At 56.8% G+C, this 21583-nt stretch carries 19 protein-coding genes; 12 read left to right on the top strand and 7 right to left on the bottom strand.

Annotation, left to right across the window (positions count from 1 at the left end; genetic code table 11):
* Positions 1–3 precede the first annotated feature (3 nt).
* The 4 genes from C1N64_RS05360 to C1N64_RS05345 all read left to right on the top strand — a co-directional run bounded on the left by C1N64_RS05360 (position 4) and on the right by C1N64_RS05345 (position 3504).
* On the top strand, positions 4–1083 hold the full coding sequence (locus tag C1N64_RS05360) for a phosphotriesterase family protein (RefSeq protein WP_033739235.1): 1080 nt from the start codon (positions 4–6) through the stop codon (positions 1081–1083).
* A gap of 12 nt (positions 1084–1095) precedes the next feature.
* Positions 1096–1851, top strand: a complete 756-nt coding sequence (locus C1N64_RS05355; RefSeq protein ID WP_033739233.1) for a glutamine amidotransferase — start codon at positions 1096–1098, stop codon at positions 1849–1851.
* Positions 1851–2960: a M20 family metallopeptidase gene (locus C1N64_RS05350; protein WP_394515494.1), complete on the top strand. Its 1110-nt coding sequence runs from the start codon at positions 1851–1853 to the stop codon at positions 2958–2960. Before C1N64_RS05355 ends, C1N64_RS05350 begins: the two co-directional genes overlap by 1 nt.
* Positions 2961–3171: 211 nt before the next feature.
* Complete coding sequence (locus tag C1N64_RS05345) at positions 3172–3504, top strand: SH3 domain-containing protein (RefSeq protein WP_241492924.1); 333 nt, start codon at positions 3172–3174, stop codon at positions 3502–3504.
* Positions 3505–3567: 63 nt separating this feature from the next.
* Here C1N64_RS05345 and lptG read toward each other — a convergent pair whose 3' ends face one another.
* Positions 3568–4644, bottom strand: coding sequence for an LPS export ABC transporter permease LptG (lptG, locus tag C1N64_RS05340; protein WP_033739231.1), 1077 nt, complete (start codon positions 4642–4644; stop codon positions 3568–3570).
* On the bottom strand, positions 4644–5744 hold the full coding sequence (gene lptF / locus C1N64_RS05335; RefSeq protein WP_054688223.1) for an LPS export ABC transporter permease LptF: 1101 nt from the start codon (positions 5742–5744) through the stop codon (positions 4644–4646). Before lptF ends, lptG begins: the two co-directional genes overlap by 1 nt.
* Positions 5745–6012: 268 nt before the next feature.
* Here lptF and pepA point away from each other — a divergent pair, with 268 nt between their 5' ends.
* The 4 genes from pepA to C1N64_RS05315 all read left to right on the top strand — a co-directional run bounded on the left by pepA (position 6013) and on the right by C1N64_RS05315 (position 11492).
* Positions 6013–7524 (top strand): leucyl aminopeptidase, encoded by a 1512-nt coding sequence (gene pepA, locus C1N64_RS05330; RefSeq protein WP_033739229.1) that lies wholly within the window; start codon positions 6013–6015, stop codon positions 7522–7524.
* A 69-nt stretch (positions 7525–7593) separates the two neighbouring features.
* Positions 7594–8052 (top strand): DNA polymerase III subunit chi, encoded by a 459-nt coding sequence (locus tag C1N64_RS05325; protein WP_033739228.1) that lies wholly within the window; start codon positions 7594–7596, stop codon positions 8050–8052.
* A gap of 5 nt (positions 8053–8057) precedes the next feature.
* Positions 8058–10913, top strand: coding sequence for a valine--tRNA ligase (locus C1N64_RS05320; RefSeq protein WP_367143354.1), 2856 nt, complete (start codon positions 8058–8060; stop codon positions 10911–10913).
* Between the two features lie 81 nt (positions 10914–10994).
* Entirely contained in the window at positions 10995–11492 is a 498-nt protein-coding gene (locus C1N64_RS05315; protein ID WP_052133190.1) for a GNAT family N-acetyltransferase, read from the top strand.
* Between the two features lie 5 nt (positions 11493–11497).
* Here C1N64_RS05315 and C1N64_RS05310 read toward each other — a convergent pair whose 3' ends face one another.
* Both C1N64_RS05310 and rraB read right to left on the bottom strand, forming a co-directional pair.
* Positions 11498–12259, bottom strand: a complete 762-nt coding sequence (locus C1N64_RS05310) for a tRNA isopentenyl-2-thiomethyl-A-37 hydroxylase MiaE (RefSeq protein ID WP_033739224.1) — start codon at positions 12257–12259, stop codon at positions 11498–11500.
* Positions 12260–12316: 57 nt separating this feature from the next.
* Positions 12317–12739: a ribonuclease E inhibitor RraB gene (gene rraB, locus C1N64_RS05305; protein ID WP_006121795.1), complete on the bottom strand. Its 423-nt coding sequence runs from the start codon at positions 12737–12739 to the stop codon at positions 12317–12319.
* Positions 12740–12902: 163 nt separating this feature from the next.
* On the opposite strand from rraB, the gene argF reads away from it, so the two are divergent.
* From argF to ridA, 4 genes are all read left to right on the top strand, one after another.
* On the top strand, positions 12903–13910 hold the full coding sequence (gene argF / locus C1N64_RS05300) for an ornithine carbamoyltransferase (protein ID WP_006121794.1): 1008 nt from the start codon (positions 12903–12905) through the stop codon (positions 13908–13910).
* Positions 13911–14152: 242 nt separating this feature from the next.
* Positions 14153–15088: an aspartate carbamoyltransferase gene (gene pyrB, locus C1N64_RS05295; protein WP_394515303.1), complete on the top strand. Its 936-nt coding sequence runs from the start codon at positions 14153–14155 to the stop codon at positions 15086–15088.
* 10 nt (positions 15089–15098) lie between these two features.
* On the top strand, positions 15099–15563 hold the full coding sequence (gene pyrI, locus C1N64_RS05290) for an aspartate carbamoyltransferase regulatory subunit (RefSeq protein WP_054634587.1): 465 nt from the start codon (positions 15099–15101) through the stop codon (positions 15561–15563).
* An 82-nt stretch (positions 15564–15645) separates the two neighbouring features.
* The gene (gene ridA, locus C1N64_RS05285) at positions 15646–16032 is read left to right on the top strand and encodes a 2-iminobutanoate/2-iminopropanoate deaminase (protein ID WP_006121790.1); all 387 of its coding nucleotides are present in this window, start codon (positions 15646–15648) and stop codon (positions 16030–16032) included.
* A gap of 100 nt (positions 16033–16132) precedes the next feature.
* On the opposite strand, the gene C1N64_RS05280 is transcribed toward ridA, so the two are convergent.
* The 3 genes from C1N64_RS05280 to aas all read right to left on the bottom strand — a co-directional run bounded on the left by C1N64_RS05280 (position 16133) and on the right by aas (position 21430).
* Entirely contained in the window at positions 16133–17782 is a 1650-nt protein-coding gene (locus tag C1N64_RS05280; protein WP_394515302.1) for a methyl-accepting chemotaxis protein, read from the bottom strand.
* A gap of 307 nt (positions 17783–18089) precedes the next feature.
* The gene (gene lplT / locus C1N64_RS05275) at positions 18090–19283 is read right to left on the bottom strand and encodes a lysophospholipid transporter LplT (protein ID WP_205957201.1); all 1194 of its coding nucleotides are present in this window, start codon (positions 19281–19283) and stop codon (positions 18090–18092) included.
* On the bottom strand, positions 19280–21430 hold the full coding sequence (aas, locus tag C1N64_RS05270; RefSeq protein ID WP_367143356.1) for a bifunctional acyl-ACP--phospholipid O-acyltransferase/long-chain-fatty-acid--ACP ligase: 2151 nt from the start codon (positions 21428–21430) through the stop codon (positions 19280–19282). The genes lplT and aas overlap by 4 nt, the downstream gene beginning before the upstream one ends.
* Positions 21431–21583 lie beyond the last annotated feature (153 nt).

Genomic DNA, 21583 nt, shown 5'->3' with positions numbered 1-21583 from the left:
CTGATGAAACATTCTATTTTTCGCCATCCCGATCCGCTGCCGCTGGGCATCAACAGCGGCTATGTGATGACCGTACTCGGTCCGCTGCCGGTGAGTGAAATGGGCGTGACGCTGATGCACGAACATATTCTGCTGGATGCCTCCGGCAAATGGGTGCCGCCCTGCTGCTGTGGCGATCGTCACCTGGCAGAAATGCCGGTCAGCATCGAAAACCTGGGCGAGCTGTCGCTTAACCCGCTGATCAGTCGCGATAACTGTCAGCTGTTTGATGTGGATTTGGCGATTGAAGAGCTGATGAAGTTTCGGGCACTGGGCGGCGAGACGGTGGTGGATCCCACCAATATCGGCATTGGCCGTGACCCGAAAGCGCTGCAGCGCATCGCGCGCCTGACCGGGCTGAACATCATTATGAGCACCGGACTGTATCTGGAGCCATCTCATCCGGACTGGGTCAAAACGATCAGCATCGAAGCGCTTGCTGACAAGCTGATTTACGACCTGGGCGGCCGGGAAGAGAAACCTGAGGTGCTGGCCGGTTTGATCGGCGAAATCGGCGTTTCCAGCCGCTTTACTCCCAACGAGGAGAAATCCCTGCGGGCGGCGGGCCGCGCCAGTGCCGCGACACGGGTGCCGGTTGAGGTACATCTGCCCGGCTGGGAGCGATTAGGCCATCGGGTACTGGATATTCTGGAAGAAGAAGGCGCTGACCTGCGTCACGTGGTGCTGTGCCACATGAACCCCAGCTTTGCCGATAAGCGCTACCAGCGCGACCTGGCGCAGCGCGGCGCCTTTCTGGAATACGACATGATCGGCATGAGCTATTACTACGCCGATGAGTCCGCGCAGTCACCATCCGATGAAGAGAATGCCCGCGCCATTCGCGAGCTGATCGATGACGGCTTTATCGAACAGATTTTGTTATCGCAGGACGTGTTCCTGAAAACCATGCTGACCCGCTACGGTGGTCACGGCTATGGCTACATCCTTAAACATTTTGTCCCGCGCCTGAAACGCCACGGCGTCAGCGGCGAACAACTTGAAACCTTACTGATTGCTAACCCACAGCGCGTTTTTGGTGGGTAAGGGAGAAGCGTAATGCAGAAGAAAATTTTACTGGTCGGGGAATCCTGGACCAGCACATCCGTTCACGTCAAAGGCTTCGATCAGTTTGCCACCGCCACCTGGCACAATGGCGCAACCGACTTTATGGCGGCGCTGGCCGACAGTGATTATGCCATTACCTACATGCCCGCTCATGCCGCCGCGACCGAGTTTCCGCTGACGCCTGCCGGGCTTCAGCAGTGGGATGCGATTATTCTGTCCGACATCGGCGCCAATACGTTGCTGCTGCACCCGGATACCTGGCTGAAGAGCCAGCGCACGGCAAACCGCCTGACGCTGATCCACGACTACGTGGCGGCGGGCGGCGCGCTGATGATGATTGGCGGCTACTTTAGTTTTCAGGGCATCAACGGCGGCGCGCGCTATCGCAACACGGCGGTCGAGAAGGTGCTGCCGGTGCGCTGCCTGGCCTGGGATGACCGCATCGAAACGCCCGAAGGGGCCTATCCCAGCGTGACCGAATCTCACGCGCTGTTTACCGATATGCCGGGCGACTGGCCATGGTTACTGGGCTATAACGAAGTGGAAATGCACCCGGAAGGTAAACTGCTGGCGACCATTGCCGGAACGTCACATCCGTTGCTGGCGGTGCGCGAATATCAACAGGGCCGCTCGCTGGTCTGGACCAGCGATATGTCTGCCCACTGGCTGCCGCAGGAATTTGCTCAGTGGCCGGGTTATCGCCAGCTGTGGATCAACTGCCTGGACTGGTTAACGGTGCGCGGCTGATGAGCGAGAGCCAGACACTGGCGCAGCAGCTGTTGCGCTTTGACACCATTAATCCGCCGGGCAACGAAGCAGCCTGCATGCACTTTCTGGCGGACTGGCTGGCGGAACGGAGCTTTGACGTCACCCTGTCCACCTTCGGCGAAAACCGCCTGAACCTGATTGCCAGCCTGCCTGGCAGCCAGCTCGGACCGCAACTGGGATTTACCGGCCATCTGGATACGGTTCCGCTCGGCAATGCCGACTGGCAGCACGATCCGTTCGGTGAAATCGTCGGGGATAAACTGTATGGGCGCGGTTCGAGTGATATGAAGGCCGCCGTTGCGGCCTTTGCCGTCGCCTGCGTTACGCACCAGCAGGCGATTCGACAGGGTTCCGGCGTGGTGATGTTAATTACCGGCGGCGAAGAAACAGGCTGCGATGGTGCGCGGGCGCTGATCGACAGCGCTGACCTGCCCGAAGTGGGCGCGTTGATCGTCGGCGAGCCCACCGCCAACTATCCGGTTATCGGCCATAAAGGCGCACTCTGGCTGCGCTGTGAAACCCGGGGCAAAACGGCCCACGGCGCGATGCCGGAGCTGGGTATCAATGCCATTTATCTGGCGGCGGACGCGCTGGGCAAAATTCAGCATTTCTCACCCGGCGCGCCGCATCCGCTGATGAAGCAGCCGACCCTCAACGTCGGCCGCATCGTGGGCGGCCTGAACATTAACTCCGTGCCCGATCACACGCAGTTTGACGTGGATATCCGCAGCGCCCCCAATCTGCAGCACGCCACCATTCGTCAGCAGCTCACGACGTTACTGGGCGACAGCGTAACGGTGACCACGCTGGTGGATCTGCCCGCGGTGCTGAGCGAAGACAATCAGGCCTGGATTCAGTCGGTTTATCAGCACTGCCAGCCGTTACATGATGCCCCGCTGACACCGCGCATTGTGCCCTACTTCACCGATGCGTCCTTGCTGCTGCCCGCGCTGGGCAATCCGCCCTGTATTATCCTCGGCCCCGGCGAGCCGTCGATGGCGCACCAGACCGATGAATACTGTCTGCTGAGCCGGTTAGCGGAAGCGGAGGTGCTGTATGGTGCGTTGATTCACGACTGGATGACGTGATGAAGAGATGATGCATGCGCGGAGCGGTGTCAGCCCCGTTTTCCTGAGGCTTAATCTTTTCCTGCACGGCGGGCTTTTTCACTTCAAACCTTTCCGCCTTTACGCTGCGCCGACACGGCCTGATATCGACGTAAAAGCGATCAGGGATTTCCCCTCTATAATGATTGCGGTGTTTCAGGCCAGAGAGAACATGATGAGACGGCGAGCATGCGTGATAAAGCGTTATGTGTCTGCGTATCCCGATCCCCTTTTCGTGGAGGCAGGCGACGTTGCGGTGGTCAGCCACTGTGATCTGGCATGGCGAGGCTGGCTGTGGATAATTTTGCCCGGTGGAAAAGCAGGCTGGGCACCTCAGCAATACTTTTCGCTACGTAGTCCAAATCAGGTTATCTGTCGGCAAACCTACAGTGCGCAGGAACTGACGGTCAGTCCCGGTGAGCGGGTGAGCGTAACGACATCGCTGAACGACTGGTACTGGGCTGAACGCGCATCGGGCGAGTGCGGCTGGGTGCCTGGAGAATGCATCAGGCTATTGGATGACTGAATGATGCGTAGTAGCTGCAAACAAAAAGGCCGCCCGAAAGGCGGCCTTTTTCACGGCAGGCGATTAGCGCCGTTTTACCAGCATAAACAGACTGATGGCAAAGAAGACGAAACTTGGCAGTATCGCGCCGAAAATCGGCGGCAGGCCGTAAACCAGGCTGAGCGGGCCGAAAATCTGGTCCAGCACATAGAACAGAAAGCCGAAGCTGATGCCGGTCACCACGCGAACGCCCATTGAAACGCTGCGCAGGGGGCCGAAGATAAACGACAGCGCCATCAGCATCATCACCGCAACCGACAGCGGCTGGAAGATCTTGCTCCACATGTTCAGGCGGTAACGACCGGATTCCTGGCCGCTCTGCTTCAGGTATTTACTGTAATCGTAAAGGCCGGTAATCGAGAGCGCATCCGGATCCAGCGCCACCACGCCCAGCTTGTCAGGCGTCAGATTTGTTTTCCATTCGCCGCCCAGGCTTTGTGAGCCGGTAATTTGTTTGGGATCGGTGAGGTTCGATTCATCCACCTGCGACAGCACCCACAGCTTTTTGTCTTTATCCCATTTGGCCGAGGCCGCGTAGCGAACATTCTCTAAGCGGCGCGCGTCGTTGAAGTTATAAATACTGACGCCATCGATCTCATCGTCGCCTTTAATGCGCTCAATGTAGATAAAGCTGTTGCCGTCTTTTGCCCACAGGCCGTTTTGTGTTGAAACCAGCGCGCCGCCGTAGAGCTGCTGCGCGCGGAAATTACGCGCCATCTGCTCGCCCTGCGGGGCAACGAACTCGCCGATAGCCATGGTCAACAGGACCAGCGGAATCGCCGTTTTCATCACCGACAGCGCCACCTGCATGCGGGTAAAACCCGCCGCCTGCATCACGACCAGCTCACTGCGCTGCGCCAACGTTCCCAGTCCCAGCAATGCGCCTAACAGGGCGGCCATCGGGAAGAAGATTTCGATATCTTTTGGTACGCTCAGCAAGGTGTAATAGCCCGCATCCAGCGCGCTGTATGCACCCTGGCCGGTCTTACGCAACTGATCGACGAACTTGATGATGCCGGACAGCGAGACCAGCATAAACAGCGTGAGCAGAATGGTATTAAAGATGGTTTTACCAATGTAGCGATCAAGAACGCGAAACATCAGACCGATCCTCCGCGTGAAAAGCGCGCGCGAATCCGGCGCGCAGGCACCGTATCCCACAGGTTGAGCACAATCGCTAACGCCAGGTAGCTCAGGTTAACCACCCACATCCAGATGGCCGGATCCAGGCGGCCTTTGGCTCCACTTGAACGCAACGAACTCTGCAGCAGGAAGAAAATCAGGTACAGCAGCATGGCGGGCAGCATGGACAGTACGCGCCCCTGACGTGGATTGACCACGCTGAGTGGTACCACCATCAGGGCCATCACCAGCACAGAGAACACCAGCGTCAGACGCCAGTGAAACTCGGCCTTAAATTCCGGCGTGTTGTTGGCGTAGAGCGTGCTCAGGGGAGCCTGATCCACATCGTTAGGATCCAGCGTCGCCTGCTTATAGCCTATATAGGCCTGGTAGTTGGTGAAATCCGTAATGCGGAAATCACGTAACAACGCTGTGCCCTCAAAGCGAGTACCTTTATCCAGGGTGACGATCTGCGAACCGTCTTTTTCCTGTTGCATATGGCCGCTGTCGGCCAGCACGACGGACGGGCGGGCATTGCCTTTTGGCCGTAGCTGCGCCAGGAAGACATGGCCGAAATGGTTGCCTTTTACGTCTTCCACGAACAGCACATTATTGCCGTCGCTAGAGGTCTGGAACTGCCCGGCCGCCATGGCCGCTGCGCCGGGGTTGGCCTTGGCGTTTTGCGTAACCTGATCCTGATAACGTGACGACCAGGGGCCGAGCCAGATGACGTTAATCGCGGCCACAATCGACGTGAACAGCATCAGAATCATCGCCGCTTTGACCAGCACCGCTTTGCTCAGCCCGCAGGCGTGCATCACGGTGATTTCACTTTCCGTATACAGCCTTCCCAGCGTCATTAAAATCGCCAGAAACAGGCTAAGGGGCAGAATAAGTTGCGCCATTTCAGGCACACCGAGTCCTAACAGCGTCAGAACAAGGTTTGTCGGCACTTCGCCATCCACCGCAGCCCCTAAAATCCTGACCAACTTCTGGCAGAAGAAGATCAACAACAGGATAAACAGGATAGCCAGCTGGCTTTTGAGCGTTTCCCGAACCAGATATCTAATAATGATCACGCTTAATACGCCTGTGAAAACTTGTCTTTTTGCAGGAAAATCGCTAATTTCAACGCTTATTAGCCATTTTTCTTCATAAATGGCCGAAGCCAGCGCTAAAAATGTATACGAATTGCATGTGGGTGGTGAAAAAACAACACGTTGTCACCCTGATTCATTACGACCGTCGACAGCATGCTAGCATGTTGCACCGATTAATAAATGAGTCATGAATGCGCTACATTCTAGCGGCAGCTACGGCTGTTGTCTTTAAGATTCAGGAGAGTGCATGGAGTTCAGTGTAAAAAGCGGTAGTCCGGAAAAACAGCGCAGTGCATGCATTGTAGTTGGTGTTTTCGAACCGCGCCGTCTGTCACCGATTGCCGAGCAGCTGGATAAAATCAGCGATGGCTATATCAGCGCCCTGCTGCGCCGCGGTGAGCTGGAAGGTAAAGTGGGTCAGACGCTGCTGCTGCATCATGTGCCGAATATCCTGTCAGAACGTATTTTGCTGATTGGCTGCGGCAAGGAGCGCGAGCTGGATGAGCGTCAGTATAAGCAGGTGATTCAGAAAACCATTAACACGCTGAATGACACCGGCTCGATGGAAGCCGTGTGCTTCCTGACCGAACTGCACGTCAAAGGGCGCAACACCTACTGGAAAGTGCGTCAGGCTGTCGAAACCTCTAAAGAGGCGCTGTATAACTTCGACCAGTTGAAGAGCAACAAAGCCGAACCGCGCCGTCCTTTGCGCAAGCTGGTGTTTAACGTGCCGACCCGCCGTGAGTTAACCAGCGGAGAACGGGCGATTCAGCACGGCCTGGCCGTTGCGGCGGGCGTGAAAGCGGCCAAAGATCTGGGCAACATGCCGCCAAATATCTGTAATCCGGCTTACCTGGCTTCTCAGGCGCGTCAGCTGGCGGATGCCTACAGTAAACACATCTCAACCCGCGTGATTGGCGAGCAGCAAATGAAAGAGCTGGGCATGAACGCCTATCTTGCCGTCGGGGCCGGTTCGCACAATGAATCCCTGATGTCGGTGATTGAGTACAAAGGCAACCCGGATACCGATGCACGCCCCATCGTGCTGGTCGGTAAAGGGCTGACCTTCGACTCCGGCGGTATTTCTATTAAGCCTGCGGACAGCATGGATGAAATGAAGTACGACATGTGCGGTGCGGCATCCGTTTATGGCGTGATGCGCATGGTCGCCGAGCTGAACCTGCCGCTGAACGTAGTGGGCGTACTGGTCGGCTGTGAAAACATGCCGGACGGCAAATCCATGCGCCCGGGCGATGTGCTGACCACCATGTCTGGCCAGACCGTTGAAGTGCTGAATACCGATGCCGAAGGTCGCCTGGTGCTGTGCGATGCCCTGACCTACGTCGAGCGTTTTGATCCGGAAGTGGTCATCGACGTGGCGACGCTGACCGGCGCCTGCGTGATCGCGCTGGGCCATCACGTCAGCGGCCTGCTGTCGAACCACAACCCGCTGGCCCATGAGCTAATCAGCGCGTCAGAACAGTCGGGCGACCGCGCCTGGCGCCTGCCGATGGCCGATGAGTACCAGGAACAGCTGGAATCCAATTTTGCCGATATGGCCAACATCGGTGGCCGTCCGGGCGGCGCGATTACCGCCGCTTGCTTCCTGGCGCGTTTTGCGCGCAAATATAACTGGGCGCACCTGGACATCGCCGGCACTGCGTGGCGCTCCGGCAAGGCCAAAGGGGCCACCGGCCGTCCGGTGCCGATGCTGTCACAGTTCCTGCTGAACCGTGCAGGTCTGAACGGCGACGACTAAACGCCCGGGCAACCGAACCAACCGGGGTGGACGCCATGTCGCCCCGCTTTTCTTTTAGCAGGCAATTCGATGAAAAACGCAACCTTCTACGTGCTGGAAACCGATGCATCCCGCGACGGCTTAACCGCTGTGGAAGCGCTGGTGTGCGATCTGGCGGAAACACGCTGGCGGGCCGGTAAGCGAGTGCTCATCGCCTGTGAAGATGAGCAGCAAGCCATTCGGCTGGATGAGGCGCTCTGGCAGCGCCCTGCCAATGCCTTTGTGCCACATAACCTGGCTGGCGAAGGCCCGCGCTACGGCGCACCGGTCGAGCTGGCCTGGCCGCAGCGTCGGGGCAATTCACCGCGCGACCTGCTGATCAGCCTGCTGCCGCAGTTTGCAGATTTTGCTACTGCTTTCCATGAAGTGATAGACTTCGTTCCTTATGAAGAATCGCTCAAACAGTTAGCGCGCGATCGCTATAAAGCCTATCGCAGCGTTGGCTTCCAATTGAATACGGCAACGCCACCACAGCCGCAAACGACATAGCAGAAATGGATAAGACATATAACCCGCAAGATATCGAGCAGCCGCTTTACGAGCACTGGGAAAAGCAGGGCTACTTCAAACCGAATGGCGACACCAGCCAGGAAAGCTTTTGCATCATGATCCCGCCGCCGAACGTCACCGGTAGCTTGCACATGGGTCACGCCTTCCAGCAAACCATCATGGATACCATGATTCGCTACCAGCGCATGCAGGGCAAAAATACCCTGTGGCAGGCCGGTACCGACCATGCGGGCATCGCCACGCAGATGGTGGTTGAGCGTAAGATCGCCGCAGAAGAAGGCAAAACCCGTCAGGATTACGGTCGTGATGCCTTTATCGACAAAATCTGGCAGTGGAAAGCCGAATCCGGCGGCACCATTACCCGCCAGATGCGCCGCCTGGGCAACTCTGTGGACTGGGAGCGTGAACGCTTCACCATGGATGAAGGCTTGTCCAATGCCGTAAAAGAAGTGTTTGTGCGCCTGTACAAAGAGAACCTGATTTACCGCGGCAAGCGTCTGGTGAACTGGGATCCGAAACTGCGCACCGCGATCTCTGACCTGGAAGTGGAAAACCGTGAGAGCAAAGGCTCCATGTGGCACATCCGCTATCCGCTGGCCAACGGCGCCAAAACCGCCGACGGGAAAGATTATCTGGTTGTCGCCACCACGCGTCCGGAAACACTGCTGGGCGATACCGGCGTGGCCGTGAACCCGGACGATCCGCGTTATAAAGATCTGATCGGCAAGTTTGTCATGCTGCCGCTGGTTGATCGCCTGATCCCGATCGTGGGTGACGAGCACGCGGACATGGAAAAAGGCACCGGCTGCGTGAAAATCACCCCGGCGCACGACTTCAACGACTATGAAGTGGGCCGTCGTCATAAGCTGCCGATGATCAACATCCTGACCTTTGACGGGGATATCCGTGAAAGCGCGCAGGTTTACGATACCAACGGCGAAGCCAGCACCGTCTACAGTGACGCGATCCCGGCTGCGTTCCAGAAGATGGAACGGTTTGCGGCGCGTAAAGCCATCGTGGCCGCGGTGGACGAACTGGGCCTGCTGGAAGAGATCAAACCACACGATCTGACCGTTCCTTACGGCGACCGCGGCGGTGTGGTCATCGAGCCGATGCTGACCGACCAGTGGTACGTCCGCACGGCACCGCTGGCAAAAGTGGCCGTTGAAGCCGTTGAGAACGGCGATATTCAGTTTGTACCAAAACAGTACGAGAACATGTACTTCTCCTGGATGCGTGACATTCAGGACTGGTGTATTTCCCGTCAGTTGTGGTGGGGCCACCGCATTCCGGCCTGGTACGATAACGACGGCAACGTATACGTTGGTCGCACCGAAGACGAAGTGCGCAGCGAAAACAACCTGGCCGCCGATGTGGCGCTGCGCCAGGACGACGACGTACTGGATACCTGGTTCTCCTCAGGTCTGTGGACGTTCTCAACGCTGGGATGGCCGGAAAACACCGAGGCCCTGCGGACCTTCCACCCGACCAGCGTGCTGGTCAGTGGCTTTGACATTATCTTCTTCTGGATTGCCCGCATGATCATGCTGACCATGCACTTCATCAAAGATGAAAACGGCAAACCGCAGGTGCCGTTTAAAACCGTCTATATGACCGGTTTGATCCGCGACGAAGAAGGCCAGAAGATGTCCAAATCCAAGGGCAACGTGATTGACCCGCTGGATATGGTTGACGGCATTTCGCTGGAAGATCTGCTGGAAAAACGCACCGGTAACATGATGCAGCCGCAGCTGGCCGAGAAAATCCGTAAGCGCACCGAGAAACAGTTCCCGAACGGTATTGAGCCATCCGGTACCGATGCGCTGCGCTTTACGCTGGCCGCGCTGGCATCAACCGGTCGTGATATCAACTGGGACATGAAGCGCCTGGAAGGTTATCGCAACTTCTGTAATAAGCTGTGGAACGCCAGCCGCTTTGTGCTGATGAACACCGAAGATCAGGATTGTGGTCAGAACGGTGGCGAGATGACGCTGTCGCTGGCCGATCGCTGGATTCTGACCGAGTTCAACCATACGGTGAAAGCTTACCGTGAAGCCCTGGACAGCTATCGCTTCGATATCGCCGCCAACATTCTGTATGACTTCACCTGGAACCAGTTCTGTGACTGGTACCTGGAGCTGACCAAGCCGGTGATGAACAGCGGCAGCGAAGCAGAACTGCGCGGTACGCGCCATACGCTGGTTCATGTACTGGAAGCGCTGCTGCGCCTGGCGCATCCGATCATTCCGTTCATCACGGAAACCATCTGGCAGCGCGTGAAAGGCCTGAAAAATATCAGCGATGACACCATCATGCTGCAGCCGTTCCCGCAGTTTGATGCGGCGAAAGAAGATGCCGACGCCAAAGCCGACATTGAGTGGATGAAGCAGGCGATCGTCGCGGTGCGTAACATCCGTGCGGAGATGAACATCGCGCCGAGCAAGCTGCTGGATGTGCTGCTGCGTGACTGCTCGCCGGCGGCCCAGCGCCGCGTTGAGGCCAACCGTAACTTCCTGTCGCGCCTGGCGCGTCTGGAAAGCCTGACCATTCTGCCTGCGGGCGAGAAAGGGCCGGTTTCGGTGACCAAAATTGTTGAAGGCGCCGAGCTCCTGATCCCGATGGCGGATCTGGTGGATAAAGCCGCCGAGCTGGAACGTCTGGCGAAAGAGCTGGTGAAACTCGATGTTGAAATCGAGAAGATTCAGACCAAGCTGGCCAACGAAGGCTTTGTGTCCCGTGCCCCGGAAGCGGTCGTCGCCAAAGAGCGTGAACGCGTTGCCGACATGGAACAGTCCAAAGCAAAACTGATTGAACAGCAGGCGGTGATTGCGGCATTGTAATGCGTCGTAGTCCGATAGCTTGAACCTGAAGCCGGGCTTTGCCCGGCTTTTTTATTGCGCTGACTTTGTACCGGAATCCTGATGAGAACCACTGCCGATATTCAGCTGCGGCCCATTACTGCCGCCGACAATCCCCATATCGCCCGGGTCATCCGCGACGTCTCTGCGGAATTTGGCCTGACGGCGGATAAAGGCTACACCGTTGCCGATCCTAATCTGGACCAGTTGTTTGAGCTGTACAGCGCTGAACACAGCGCTTACTGGGTGGTGGAACATCAGGGGAAGGTGATGGGCGGCGGCGGCATTGCCCCGCTCGCCTGCAGCGCGCCGGATATTTGTGAACTGCAAAAGATGTATTTCCTGCCCGCTATTCGCGGCTTCGGCGTGGCGCGCGAACTGGCGCTGTTAGCCATGGATCATGCGCGCCAGCGGGGCTTTCGTCGTTGCTATCTGGAAACCACCGGCAGCCTGACGCGCGCCATTAAGCTTTATGAATCGCTGGGCTTTGCGCGTATCGACCATGCGCTGGGCTGCACCGGCCATGGCGACTGCGAGTTCAGGATGCTGAAAACGCTGTAACGCCGTCAAAAAGCCGGGACGCCGCTGTGAAAGCGCAGCTCCGTGTCCGGCTCACTAATCAGCCTGGCCTCCGCTTCACCAATCGCCCGTACGCGCGCCGTAATGTCTTTGGGTGATATCTGTGCCGCCAGCGCCAGGTAATCTTGGTAATGGCGGGCTTCAGAACGCAGCAGCGAGATATAAAACTTCTCGAGTTCACTGTCCAGGAAAGGCGCCAGGCTGGCAAACCGTTCGCAGGAGCGCGCTTCGATATAGGCACCGCAAATCAGCTTATCCACCAGCGTATCGGGTTCGTGCGTGGTCACTTCGCGCAACAGCCCTTTGGCGTAACGACTTGAGGTGATTTTCTCGTACACCAGACCGCGCGACTGCATAATTTCCCACACCTGGTAAAAGTGATGCAGCTCTTCTTTAATCAGCAGCACCATTTTCTCTACCAGATCATCCGCCCACGGCAGCGCATTGCGTACGATGATCGTTTTAGTCAGATTTTTATGGGCGTTGATAAAATCGCTGTCGCCGTCTTCGCGAAAGATAAAATTCTCGTAAGGCCGCAGCCACGCCAGAATCCGGTCTCCACTTGGCTTGTCGGCGACATATTTGCGAATCAGCCAGACGGCGGTCTGTGCGGCTTTCAGTTCACACACCAGATGGTCGGTCAGGAGCAGTGTGAGATTTTCAGGTTTGCGCGCTTCATCAATCCAGGCCTGCGGCGTGCGGCAGTGTAAAAATTGCTGTATCGGTTCAAGTAAGGGTGCGTAATTCATGAATGTCAGACAGGGCCGGAAAACAGAAAAGGCGGAGCAGACTCCGCCCTCGTCAGATTAGTGGCGAATGCCGTTATCGTCTTCGTCGATGACATCGCCATCGTCTTCATCGTCATCCTGGGCATTCGGATCTTCAAAGTAGGTGCCCCAGCCGTCGTAGTCGACGTTATATTTTGCCACCAGATTCACCAGCTGCTCTACCTGCGCGTCGATCAGCTCCGCTTTCAACGCGCCTTCGCTGAGAATGTCCACGCACATGACGGTGGTGCCGTCTTCCAGCTCCAGCTCTTCCGGCTCGGTGACTTCATAGCCCAGCTTAAACGCGTCCACCGCCGCTTTTTCCAGCGAGTCAAAGTTGTTACAGGAGAGATGGTGCTCAATGGTATAGAGCGCATCGGGATCGCTGCCATCCTCTAACAGTTCTTCGATGATCAGCCGCGTCTCTTCACGCTGCTCTTCCAACAATGCTTCAAATGCCATGGCGATATCCTCTCTGAGTTCGGCAATAAGTCATTATTTTCCCATACTGCCTGTCGCGCCACTACACAAAACCGAAAAGATTATTCTCGCCAGGGTTGAAAATGCATATTCATACGGTTAAATTGAATTTTAATTCATTACGAAACCCGTACCGGAGTGCTGTATGAGTCAGTTGTATCACCGTCATTTTCTCAGGCTGCTGGATTTTACCCCGGCCGAGATCGATTACCTGCTTGCCCTGTCTGCCGAATTAAAACACGCCAAAAAAACCGCCAGCGAAACCCAATACCTGAAAGGCAAAAACATCGCGCTCATCTTCGAAAAAGACTCGACCCGTACCCGATGCTCTTTCGAAGTTGCCGCCTACGATCAGGGAGCTAACGTCACGTATCTTGGCCCGAGCGGCAGCCAGATCGGCCATAAAGAGTCGATGAAAGACACCGCGCGCGTGCTGGGCCGCATGTATGATGGCATTCAGTATCGGGGTTACGGTCAGGCACTGGTGGAAACGCTGGCCGAGCACGCGGGCGTGCCGGTCTGGAACGGCCTGACCACCGAGTTTCACCCTACCCAGTTGCTGGCTGACCTGCTGACCATGCAGGAGCATCTGCCCGCTACACCGCTGAATAAGATGACGCTGGTATACGTTGGCGATGCCCGCAATAACATGGGCAACAGCATGCTGGAAGCCGCCGCGCTGGTCGGGCTGGATCTGCGCATGGTTGCGCCGCAAAGCTGCTGGCCGGAAGCCGGGCTGGTCGCAGAATGCCGTCAGGTCGCCGAAAAGACCGGCGGTAAAATCACCCTGACGGCGGATATTGCCGAGGGCGTAAAAGGTGCCGACTTTATCTATACCGACGTCTGGGTTTCCATGGGCGAAGCCAAAGCGGTGTGGGAAGAACGGATTGCCCTGCTGCGCGACTATCAGGTGAACCGTGCGATGCTGGCGCTGACCGGCAATCCGGCGGTGAAATTCCTGCACTGCTTACCGGCTTTCCATGACGATCAGACCACGCTGGGCCGCCAGATGGCAGAACAGTATGGCCTTAAAGACGGCATGGAAGTCAGCAATGAGGTCTTTGAGTCGGCACACAGCATCGTGTTTGACCAGGCTGAAAACCGGATGCACACCATCAAAGCGGTAATGGTCGCCACGCTGGGACAGCGCTAATCAGAAAGACGCAAACGTTTACCTGTTACGCTATTTTTCCTTGATGCCAACCCGCGATGGCGTATAATGCGCCACAATTTGCCGGAGGAAACATGCAACAGCATCGTGGACAATGTGACGCGCTATCTCGCCTGACCGCAGGCGGCACCGCTGTTTCTTTCCGTCATCGAACCGATCTCAAAAAAGCCCCTTTCTAAGGGGCTTTTTTTTGTCCGCAATCCGGCCGCGCAGAGGAGAGAGCTATGGCTAACCCGCTATATCGCAAGCACATCATTTCAATTAACGATCTCAGCCGCGACGAGCTGGAGCTGGTGCTGCATACCGCCGCCCGGCTCAAAGCCAACCCTCAGCCGGAACTGCTGAAACACAATGTGATCGCCAGTTGCTTCTTTGAAGCCTCCACCCGCACCCGGCTGTCGTTTGAAACCGCCATTCATCGCCTGGGTGCCTCCGTCGTCGGCTTTGCCGATGGCAGTAACACCTCGCTGGGCAAGAAGGGGGAAACCCTGGCGGATACCATTTCCGTCATCAGCACCTATGTGGACGCGATTGTGATGCGTCATCCGCAGGAAGGGGCAGCCCGACTGGCCACGGAGTTCTCCAACGGCATTCCCATTCTGAACGCGGGCGACGGCGCGAATCAGCACCCAACACAAACGCTGCTGGACCTGTTTACTCTCCACGAAACCCAGGGTCGTCTCAGCAATCTGAACGTGGCCATGGTGGGCGATCTCAAATATGGCCGTACCGTTCACTCGCTGACCCAGGCGCTGGCCAAGTTCGACGGCAACCGCTTCTTCTTTATCGCGCCGGATGCGCTGGCAATGCCTGCCTATATCACCGATATGCTGGACGAGCAGAATATTGCCTGGTCGCGCCATGACAGCTTTGAAGAGGTGATGCCTGAGCTGGATATTCTCTATATGACCCGCGTGCAAAAAGAGCGGCTCGATCCCTCAGAATATGCCAACGTCAAAGCCCAGTTTATTTTACGGGCAGCCGATCTGGCCGGAGCCCGCGATAACATGAAAGTGCTGCATCCGCTGCCCCGTATTGATGAAATTACCCCTGACGTGGACACCACGCCGTACGCCTGGTATTTCCAGCAGGCAGGTAACGGTATTTATGCGCGCCAGGCCCTGCTGGCGCTGGTACTGAACAGCGACATCGCCCTGTAAGGAGTGAACAATGAGCCACGATAACAAACTGCAGGTCGAAGCCATCAAAAACGGCACGGTTATCGATCATATCCCGGCGCAGGTGGGCTTTAAGCTCCTGTCGCTGTTTCGCCTGACCGAAACTGACCAGCGCATCACTATTGGTCTGAACCTGCCGTCAGGTGAAATGGGCCGTAAGGACCTGATCAAGATCGAAAACACTTACCTGACCGACGATCAGATCAATCAGCTGGCGTTCTATGCACCGCATGCGACGGTCAATCGCATCGACGACTATGAAGTGGTGGCCAAGATCGCCCCGACGCTGCCGGATCACATCGATCGGGTGCTTACCTGCCCGAACAGCAACTGCATCAGCCGCAGCGAGCCGGTGTTCTCCAGCTTCGCCGTCAAGCACCGCGCCGATGAGGTGCACCTGAAGTGCAAATACTGTGAGAAAGAGTTCGCCCGCCATGTCGTGCTGGGCCACTTTTAATCGTCCCGGGCGCGCCTATAATGGAACGCGTTCTGTTGCGGGCGGCATCGTTGCTGCCCCGGCCTTACTTTAAGGAGAAATGATGTCTCGTGAAATCAGTACGGAAAAAGCCCCTGCGGCCATTGGCCCTTACGTACAGGGCGTTGATCTCGGCAACATGATCATCACCTCGGGTCAGATTCCTGTGAACCCGGCCACCGGTGAGGTCGCCGATGATGTGTCTGCGCAGGCACGTCAGTCGCTGGAAAACGTGAAGGCAATCGTGGAAGCGGCGGGACTGACGGTAGGCGATATCGTTAAAACCACCGTGTTCGTGAAAGATCTGAATGACTTTGCGACCGTGAACGCCACCTACGAAGCGTTCTTTACTGAGCACAAGGCAAACTTCCCGGCGCGCTCGTGCGTGGAAGTCGCCCGTCTGCCAAAAGATGTGAAGATTGAAATCGAAGCGATTGCACTGCGTCGCTGATAAAACGCGTGCGCACCGCGGGTGCGCACGCGGCTTTCGGTCTGCCATCAAGCCAGGAATTTGCCCTGCTTACCGCCGACCGTTCACGGTGTGATCAACCTTAAAAGCTTTGCCAGTTATCCTGTCCGCCTGTCGCCAGAGCCATCACGGGTTTGGGCGCAACAACGGTTGCAGGTTGGCGCTGAGGCGTCACATCAGCCGCCTGCTGGCCCGCGAGCGTAAACCTGCGCACCAGCGCAGCCAGGCCGTCGGCCTGCTCCTGTAGTGAGAGCGATGCGGCCGAGGCTTCTTCCACCAGAGCCGCATTCTGCTGGGTCACGTCGTCCATCTGATTGACCGCCTGATGCACCTGCGCGATCCCCTGGCTCTGCTCTGTGGCCGCAGCGGCGATTTCGTTAACCAGATCGGTAACCTGACTGACCGCACCGCGCATCGTCTCCATATTCTGATTCACGTTATCCGCCTGCGACGTTCCCGATTCAATCAATGCATTCGACGACTGAATCAGCGTTTTGATTTCACGGGCGGCGGTGGTGGAACGCTGCGACAAATTGCGCACTTCCCCTGCCACGACCGCAAAGCCGCGCCCGTGTTCGCCGGCTCGCGCCGCTTCAACCGCCGCGTTCAGCGCCAGAATATTGGTCTGAAACGCAATGCCTTCAATCAGGGTGATAATGTCGCCCACCTTGCCCGCGCTGTCACGGATCGACGTCATGGTATCCAGCATGGTAGTGAGTGCCGCAGAGCTGGTTTCGGAGAGGTTACGCGTATTTTCGGCCAGATTGCTCGCCTGACGCGTGTTGTCGGCGGTCTGTCTGACGGTTTCGCTGATTTGCGTCATGCTGGCAGCCGTTTGCTCCAGCGAGGCAGCCTGCTCTTCTGTACGGGCAGACAAATCCTCATTCCCTGCCGCAATCTGTGCCGACGCACTGCTGACGGACTGTGAGGCACTGCTGACCGCATGCATAGCGGACGAAATGCTTGTCATCAGACGATTATAAGAGCGTGCCATGATACCGACTTCATCACGGCGGCTGTCATCGGCCTTCAGGGAAAGATCAAGCGTATTGCTGGCGCGTTCCATCAGCCCGCCCATGGCATTCAGGCTGCGGCGGACGCGCATGATGGTCAGTATCGTCAGCATCCCCAGGCCAGTAATCGCCAGGGCAATACCGGCGGCCATGCCCCATTTGGTCAGCCGATAAATATGTTGGTTTTGCAGGCGTAACGCTTCACCCATTTTGCTGTTAAATTCAAACTGGTCGCGGTAACTGTTTTTTAGCTGGGTGATGGCGCCGCCAATACCTTCATCATCACTTAACAGCGCCAGGCTGCGTTCATTCTGATGTGCCCGGGAAGCCGTGAGAAATGCCGGAAGATTTTGTTTAACGGCATCGATTAACCGGAATGACTTTTCTGTCATCACCCGATCGTCATCGTTGGTAATGTCGTTATCGAAATAATATTTCGTCAGTGTCGAAATGTCCTCAATGCGTTTTTGAATAACCGCTTCGAGACTGGCCAGCTTGCCGCTCTCATCCTCTGTCTGATGACGATATAACGCCACAGAGAGGCGATTACTTTCATCCACCAGCCGGTTTAATACCTTGAGCGAATCAATCGTGTTTACCTGCACATATTCAAATCGCGCCTGAAAACCGGCAAGAAGTGAAAGCGTTACGATCCCCAGAATAATCAACGAACCTGCTAAAAGCGAAAAAGCCAGAGAAAGTCTTTGCGTCATATTCATTAAACCGAGCTCCTTTCTTTCCTCCGAGCCTATTCCCGAAGGAAGCCAGAAATTAATCGGCAATAATAAATAAAAATTTATTTCAATTTTTTTAAACCTGAATTCGATTTCAAGTTTAAATTAATTATTCATTGCAAAAACTTATCGAAATTAAATAAATAACCGGAAAAAAACAATAACAAAACAAACTATATTTTTTTGAATAATAAATTTCTGGTGATACGTCAACAAAAGGCGTAATACCCTCGGGGCCAGCATAAAGGAGAAAAGCGGAACCGCGGGGACAGCGCGCCCCGCGGTTGTTGCATCAGGCGCGGGAGGACGGACGCCACAGCCACAGGAAGGTAATCGCCAGCGCGAACAATGCACCAAAGCCAATGCCGGTCGCCACGGCGGGCGCACCGGCGCGAATAGCCAGCGTATACAGCCCCAACATGATGAGCATGGCGGTGTTTTCAATCAGGTTCTGCACTGCAATCGCATTGCCTGCGCCGACGCTCTGTTGACCGCGTTCCTGAAGCAGCGCGTTGAGGGGTACAACAAAGAAACCGCCCAGCACGCCGATGATCATCAGCAGCAGGTAAGCATTCAGCAGGGTATGTTGCAGGGCGAAAATTACCACCATCACGCCGATCAGAACGCCCGCGGGCATACAGCGGCGCACGGTTTCCAGCGTCACCAGCTTTGCCGCCAGTGCCGCGCCTACCACAATCCCTACCGCGACCATAGCATTCAGCATGGTCGGCGTTTTGTTATCGCTGATGCCCAGCGCCACGGGTACCCACAGCACCAGCAGAAAACGCAGCGTTACACCTGCGCCCCAAAACAGACTGGTACCGAGCAGAGAGAATCGGGTTTCGGCATTGTTCCACAGCAGGCGCGTCGCGCGGAGAAAACGGCCCAGCATGGCCGCCACATTCCAGCTCTGCCCCGGACGCGCGGCGCGCAGTCTGGGAATAAACAGGTTCGCCACCACCGCCACCGCATAGGTCAGAGCACAGGCGGCCAGTGCGGCAACCAGATGCCAGTCCGACAGGATGCCGCCCGCCACCGAGCCCAGCAGAATAGCCGCAATGGTGGAGGCTTCCATCAGCCCGTTGGCTTTAACCAGCTTTTCGCCATGCGCAATTTCAACCAGAATGCCGTACTTCGCCGGGGAGTACGCGGCAGCCCCGATTCCCACAAGGGTGTAACCCAGGAAAGGATTAAAACCGAAGCAGATCACCATCGCACCGAGCAACTTCAGGCTGTTGGCAAACATCATGGCCCGGCCTTTGGCGATGCTGTCTGCCATCTGGCCGACAAAGGGCGCAAGCAGAATATAAGTGGCAACAAACAGCATCTGCAGTACCGGCTGGCTCCAGTCGGGATAGAACTGGTTTTTCAGCAACGCCAGCGTGGCAAACAGCAGGGCGTTATCGCCGAACGCGGAGAAAAACTGCGCCACGATTACCGCTATCATGCCGCGCGACAGTAACGGCGCATCACGTTCTGGGATCATGCCTGGTCCTCTTCCGCCATTTTCTTCAGGGTGACATAGTCAGGTTTGCCACTGCCCAGCAGCGGCAGCTGTTTGACCACACGGATATCGCGCGGTACGGCCAGATCCGCGGCACCCAGCGACCGGGCCGCCTTTTGCAGATCCTCACGCGCTAAGGCGCTGTCGGTAGTAAACAGCACTAATGCTTCACCCCGATTACCGTCGGGCCGCAGCGAGGCCGCGTGCTGTTTCTCCGGCGACGCGCTCAGGGCGATCTGCTCGACCACTTCCAGCGAGACCATTTCCCCGGCAATTTTGGCAAAGCGCTTCGCCCGGCCCTGGATCTGGCAGAATCCGCCGTCATCAAAGCTGACGATATCGCCGGTATCGTACCAGCCCGCTTCCATCTGCCCTTCCCCGTTGTCCGCAGCCGGGGTTTCCAGTACGCCGGGATTCTCCACCCGCAGGTAGCCTTTCATGATATTTGGACCACGCAGTTGCAGCCGCCCGCCCTGTTCAATGCCCGGCACGGACATCAGGCGCGAATCCATTCCCGGCAGAATACGACCTACCGTGTGCGCTTTGGCGGCCATGGGCACGTTGATGGCGACAACAGGCGCGCATTCGGTGACGCCATAGCCTTCCAGAATCCGGATGCCGTATTTTTCCATGTACAGCTGGCGCGTGTTCTCCTGCAGTTTTTCTGCCCCCGCGACCACATAGCGCAGACGGGCAAAGTCATAAGGTTGCGCAAAACGGGCGTAATTCCCCAGGAAGGTTGAAGTGCCAAACAGCACGGTACAGTTGCGGTCGTACACCAACTCAGGCACCACGCGGTAGTGCAGCGGACTGGGATACAGAAAGACCTGCGCCCCGGTCATCAGCGGCGTAAACAGCCCCACAGTCAAGCCGAAGGCATGGAACAGCGGCAACGCTGACATAAAGCGATCGCGTGGCGTAAAGTCGGCCACCGTGCGAATCTGCTCAACGTTCGCCAGCAGGCTTTTATGAGAATGCACCACGCCTTTTGGATGCCCTTCGGAGCCAGAGGTAAACAGCACCATCGCGGCATCTTCCGGCTGTTGCGTCACCTGCGCCTGACGCGGCGCCAGCAAATGCGCCAGTATCCAGAGCTTATCCTTCAACGTGACGGTATCTTTCAGATCTTCCAGATAGATCCACTGCACCTCGGTCAGCGCCTGCGACAGATGCCACAGGTTGCCTTTATCCAGGAACTGCCGCGACGTGAACACGGTCTTTACCTGTGACGCAGTCAGTGCCGCACGCAGGCCCGTTACGCCCGCAGAGTAGTTCAGCATGGCGGGCACGCGCCCACGTAATGATGCGCCCAGGATCGCCGCCGCCGTGACCGTGGCGTTGGGCAGCAGCAACCCGACGTAATCGCCAGGCTGGCTGTACCGTTCCAGAATGCGTCCAACGCCCAGCGCTTTTTTCAGCAGGCCGGTATAGCTGTCGGGTTTGAAATTCACGTCTTCGATGCACCGCTTAAACGCGCCATAGCGCTGACGGGCACTCAGAAAAGCCTCATACAGGGTTTCCCTGGGTCGCACCGCCATGCGTGCTTCCATCATAATATGGTGCAGGTGCTCACCGGCCAGCACGCGACGGTCGCGGGCGCGCTTCGCCTCGGGCATCGGAATGTGGGTGCCGGGTAAAATGCTCAGGGTAATACGGGGAAACAGGCGACGCTTGAAAACGCCCGCCAGGCGACCGAACGGCGTAAATTCTGCTCCTTCAATGCGCATCGGCACCACGGTCGCGCCGGATTTTGCTGCGACAAAGCCCGCGCCGCTGTAAATCTTCATCAGCGATCCGGTTACGGTAATGCGGCCTTCGGGGAAAATAACCACCGGGCGGCCGCTGTCGATGAGCCGCACCAGCTGCTTCAGCGCCATCGGCTTCATAGGATCGAGCGGCACGAAATCCGCATAGGGTTTTATCAGGCGTAAAAACCAGTGTTCGCTAATAGACGAGTAGATTGCAAATACTGGCTTAACGGGCAGAAACAGCGCCAGTAGCGCGCCATCCAGGAATGAGGTGTGATTGGGCGTAATCAACACTTTCTGCTTGCGCAGCTCAGCGGTATCGCCCCGCAGTTCAACCCGCCACAGCAGGCGAAAAAGCAGACGGAAAAAAGTGAATAACATGCCGGCTCCTTAGCATGGTGAAAACAGCCACTCACGATGCAGGATTTAGCGGTAATCGACAACTGATTATTGGCGGATGCGCCGGAGAAAGCTGACGCAGATCATGACAAGACCAGGCCAGATTTCAGGCAAAAAAAACCCACGCATCTGCGT

The sequence above is a fragment of the Pantoea sp. SGAir0215 genome (assembly GCF_043543215.1).
The sequence above is the reverse complement of the archived record's forward strand: the minus strand, read 5'-3'. Positions and strand labels throughout refer to the sequence as shown.